Consider the following 4,660-nt stretch of genomic DNA (forward strand, 5'->3'; position numbering starts at 1 on the left):
GGGTTTTGATGCAAAAATGGGAAGATGGTCTTCAGGTTGAAATGCGAAATCATAACCACATGCGGTTTCCGGTCGTTCGCTGAGATGATCACGCACTCCCAAGGGCGTGGATGGGTGTGGCAAGCAACTCGCCCAGCGTGAAAATCCGATCGGTCAGCCCCATCGCCATTGCTGGAGTTCTGTGGAGGTACTTCCTTCGCCCTACCCGCTCAGACAACTTTAGATGCAGACTCCGGCAGGTCTTCACCCAGTTGTACGACAGCCTTTCGAGTTCAGCCAGTCCTACACGGGTGATTTTCTTGTGTGCAAAAGCCAGACCTTTGCGGTGGAGATAGGGATTGTGTTGTCTGGCGGTGCCATTCTGCCGTTCCACTGCAGAAGTATTGGGGGTGTTGTGCCCCAGCCTCTCTAACTCTAGCTTGATTCTTCCAGGGGTGCCGTGTGTGTAGCAGATGTCCACCGTTTTGAGTTTTTTGCCCTCCCGCACCTTGATCAGCTGAACATGGGCCAGCATTCTAGGAATCCGGTACTTCACTTTTGGAGGCCTACCCTTGTGCCCTTTTTTCTTCGGCTGATACGGCATACCGAAGATTTCAGGGAAGAGCGTTGCATACCCGTGCCCACCATCGGTGAACAACGCTAGATTTTGTGGATCTGCCAGACGACTTCTAGCATCTTCCAGCAGACCCCGAATCAACATTTCATCCCTGGCTCCCAGACGCAAGGACACCACAAACTTGCTGTAGGGGTCGATCACTGTCGCTTCCCAGCACGGCTGGCTTTTGCTGCCATAGAAACCATACCGTTCATCGGCCTGCAGTGCGGTGGTCTTCACCTGCACAGCTTTGTGGTCATGAAGGGCTTTGGCATGGTTTCCGGTCACCACAATGATGCGTTCCACGGTGTCGTGGTGGACCTTGCACAGTCGGGTGGTCGCCGAGATGGAGTTTCCTTCACAGAGCGTTTCAGCGACTTTGATGAAAGTATCGGGGTTAATTTTGCTGTTCCACAGGGGTGTTCCCTTGCGTTCACTGAATTCGGTGCCACAGGTTTTGCACTTCAAGTAGCGCACCTGGTGCTTGCCGTAGATCTTGCGCACCACCAGGTTGTCCGCATCCGTTTTGAGGTGGTCTTGGCACTGAGGCATCAGACACGCTAGACTGCTGAGGGGTAGCTGTTTTTTTCGACTGTCACAAGCGAATTTTACTGCTACCCTGCTTTTTTGCCTGCTCTCTGCGGGATTATCTCAACAAACGACCCGGTTTCCGCACCACAGATTGAACCCCTTTAAACGGTGGAAAATGCTGGTCCTTTCACATGCATTCGGTGATGCCAAAAAACCACCCCACAAGTTGTGGGGTGGCCGTGATGACACGGTTTACCTGCTGATGACGGTGGTGGATTCTGCTTTGTACTGCTGGTACTGCTGGCCAGACTTGCTGCCAAAGTTGGACCACAGCACGGTGGACAGGTAATTGTCTGGAGCAACGGTGGCTGGGGCAGTGGCGTCCACACGGGTGTAAAGCGCAGCTCCATTTTTCAGCTCAAAGTCGGGCTTGAAGGTCAGGGTCAGCTGGCCGGTGCCACTTGCAGCACTGGCAGTGTACTGGTTGCCGTTGGTGAGCAGGACAGAGGTGGGGCTGGTGAAGTCGGAAGTGACGGTGCCGGTCTGGGGATCGCGCAACGGAGTGGGATCGAAGTAGACACGGACGTTGCTGAAGTTGAACACACCACCCGTGTTGACCAGGGGTGCGGTCACACCGAAGGCGAAGTTGACCTGGTTGCGAACCGCCGATTCGTTGGAGCTGGTTTCAATCAGGTAAGTACCGTCGTACACGGTGGTGGTTCCACCTGCGGTGATGGGGTCAATGGTGTCGACCATCTGAAGTTGCTCAGAGAGGATGGGACGCACGGTGACACAGGCGGTGGTCTGGCCGTTTCCAGCATTGCCACTGGTGAAGGAAGCAACGTCACAGTACTGCCCCGAAGCCGCTCCACCAGGGATGGTGCTGGTCAGCGTCACGGTGATGTTGCCTCCAGCAGGGATGTTGACGGTGGCGGGCACGGTGGTGATGTCGTTGCCACTGCGACCCACGGATCCGGTGGTGCCTGCGGGATTCAGTTTGTAAGAGCCACTGCCGAAGTTGACAACGGTGGTTCCGCCTTGCAGTTGACCGAGGATGTCCTTGACAGCGACGTTGGTGGCGGTGGCATTGCCGGTGTTGCTGACCGTGATGGTGGAGGTGTAGCTGCGGCCAGGGAACAGGTTGTCACTGGGGCTGTTGGTCTTGACGATGTTGAGTTTGGGGGTCGCCACGATCAGGCAGGCCTCATCCATTCCGGTGCCCGCATTGGTGCTGGTGAAGCTGGCGGTGTCACAGTAACGGCCGTCTTCACTGGAACGAATCTTGAAGAGGAAGGATTTGGTCTGTCCTGCAGCAAGGTCAAAAGCAGGAGCCACGAAACCATCATTGGCGTTGGCGGTGGTGCCGGTGGGCAACTGGCTCACACCATAGGCAGCGCTGGCTCCACCGTTCAGGTTGTCGGTCACGACCACACCCGTGGCGGTGGCGTCCCCGCCGTTGCGCACCGTCACCCGCACCGAAGCGTCGGTGTTGGCCATCACGGTCTGGGGATCAGGAATCACGTTGCCCTGAGCGTCTACGAACTCTTTGATGATGTTGAGGCGGGGTGCACGCACCGTCAAGCAGGCACTGTCGCTCAGGTCGGTGGGATTTTGCACACCAAAGGCACCGTTGGTGAAGCTGGTGACGGTGGCCAGGTCACAATAGACGCCCGTCTGACTGGCCTGTGCAGGGAAGGTGAAGGTGCGGCTTTCACCGGGGGCCAGATCGAAGCTGACATCGAAGCCGTCACTGGTGTTGGCGGTGGTGCCAGTGGGAGCGGTGATGCTGTAAGCGGCTGCCGTGCCAGAGAGCAGTTTGTCGTTGAGCCGGATGCCAGTGGCTGCACCCTGACCCACGTTTCTGACGGTGATGCTGAAATTCCTGGGCTGGTTGACCAGGGATTCCTGGGCAGCAGGATCTTTGGTGATGGTGAGTTTGGCACTCGGAGCAAAGCGTTTGTTGAGGAATTGTTTGGTGACTTCAGTGCCATTCACGTAGGCCACAGCACGCACCCGTGCAGTTGCACTGGTGTATTTGGGATCGTGGTTGAGCGCTGTCCAGGTGAAACCATCTGTATCGGGGGTGCCCACACCGGTGATGTTGAAGAGGGGGTAACGCAGGCTGGAGGGGAAACGGGCATTGTTGGGGTTGCCTGCACGGTTGGTGAAAGTCTCGGCGGTCAGGGCATTGTCACTGATGAATTGAGGGGTCACCCCACCACTGTTGCCTCCGTCATCGGCGGCACTGAAGCGCACACTGCCGGTCTGCTCCAGGATGTCCCAGCGCACGCTGGCACCAATCACGGGGTAGACTTTGCCGTCCGCAGCTTTGTAGCCCACCCATCCTGCAGCAAGGTTCTGGGTATCGGTGGGGGCCACTTCATCCATTTCACCAGCAGTGGGAGCACCAGGATCGGTGTTGGTCGTCGCTCCTGGGTTGATGCCCCCCTGTTCGTTTTCCATCCAGGCATAGAACACGAACCTGGTTCCAGCGTTGCCCAGGTCAGCCTGGGTGATTTCCACCATCTGGCCCTGGCCATTCATGTAGAAAGCACCACTCATGACTGCGAGGGTGGGGACTTCCAGGTTGTAGTTCTGTCCTTCCACAAAGGTGTAGGTGCGGGTCTGGGTTCTGAATCCAGACTTGCTGAAGGTGACGGTGTACATACCAGGGGCGACCTGGGCGAGGTTGGTGACGGCATTGCCACTGCTGTCTTTGACCACAATGGTGTAACCGTTGGGATTGGCGAAGTTGACAGCAACTGTGGTGGCGTTCACCGGGGGCTGGGTGACGTTGCTGGGACCTTGTGAGCCACAGGAAGCGAGGAGGAGCATGCCGGTGAGGGCTAAGAGACCAATACGGGATTGCAGCATAAGAAACCTCGTGACCATGAGCCGATTTCATTTGTGAAGGTGTTGATCCACAGGAGACTCATCTCACTCATCAGGATCAGGGTTTTGGCTCATTTACATTGTATGAATTAATCATGGATTTCAGCATTATTAAAATGTATACCTCATCAGACCAAGGTCGACTTCTCATTTTCAGATCAGTTTGGGAAAAACAAATTTATAGTTGTATAATAAAAATCCGTGGTGATTTTTGAACGTTCTCCATAAAATTCAGAGCATCATGACTGAGTGGGCAAGACCATGGTTGACCGCAAAATTTGCATGATGAAATTGCCTGATGTTTGCTTTTATCAAAATTCAATCCAGCAACAAAATTCTGAGCATTACCCTGTGCTCCAAGCGTAGAAATCCTGGGATTCAAAAGAGAATGGAAGACCTTTGTGTTTTTGATGCTCGTATGAGTGATGAAATTGCATGCATCTCCATTCAAGCGACCTGTCTGTGGCGTAATTCCATCAGTTGATCTCTAATGTGAAGGGGCAAATTCGGTTTAATACGAATGTTCCATGGAGAAATCCAGCAACGACATTTGAGGATTTTAAATGCGAAATTTCACTGCTCAACGCATGAATGCTGTCCAGTGCTGAGCCGTTACCTTCCTGGTTGATTGACCCTTGCTAG

Annotated in this window: 2 protein-coding genes; both read right to left on the reverse strand. The window is 54.6% G+C overall.

Going from position 1 to position 4,660, the window contains the following annotated elements:
- Positions 1 to 88: 88 nt before the first annotated feature.
- On the reverse strand, positions 89 to 1,147 hold the full coding sequence (locus tag DC3_RS28560; protein WP_146892163.1) for an IS1 transposase: 1,059 nt from the start codon (positions 1,145 to 1,147) through the stop codon (positions 89 to 91).
- 231 nt (positions 1,148 to 1,378) lie between these two features.
- Positions 1,379 to 4,000: a phage tail tube protein gene (locus DC3_RS28565; RefSeq protein ID WP_146892166.1), complete on the reverse strand. Its 2,622-nt coding sequence runs from the start codon at positions 3,998 to 4,000 to the stop codon at positions 1,379 to 1,381.
- Positions 4,001 to 4,660: the final 660 nt, after the last annotated feature.

Source organism: Deinococcus cellulosilyticus NBRC 106333 = KACC 11606 (assembly GCF_007990775.1).
In the GTDB taxonomy this organism is placed as follows: Bacteria; Deinococcota; Deinococci; order Deinococcales; family Deinococcaceae; genus Deinococcus_C; species Deinococcus_C cellulosilyticus.

Coding starts and splice junctions, on each gene's coding strand:
- DC3_RS28560 (WP_146892163.1), bottom strand. CDS start 1,147: ATGCCTCAGTGCCAAGACCACCTCAAAACGGATGCGGACAACCTGGTG.
- DC3_RS28565 (WP_146892166.1), bottom strand. CDS start 4,000: ATGCTGCAATCCCGTATTGGTCTCTTAGCCCTCACCGGCATGCTCCTC.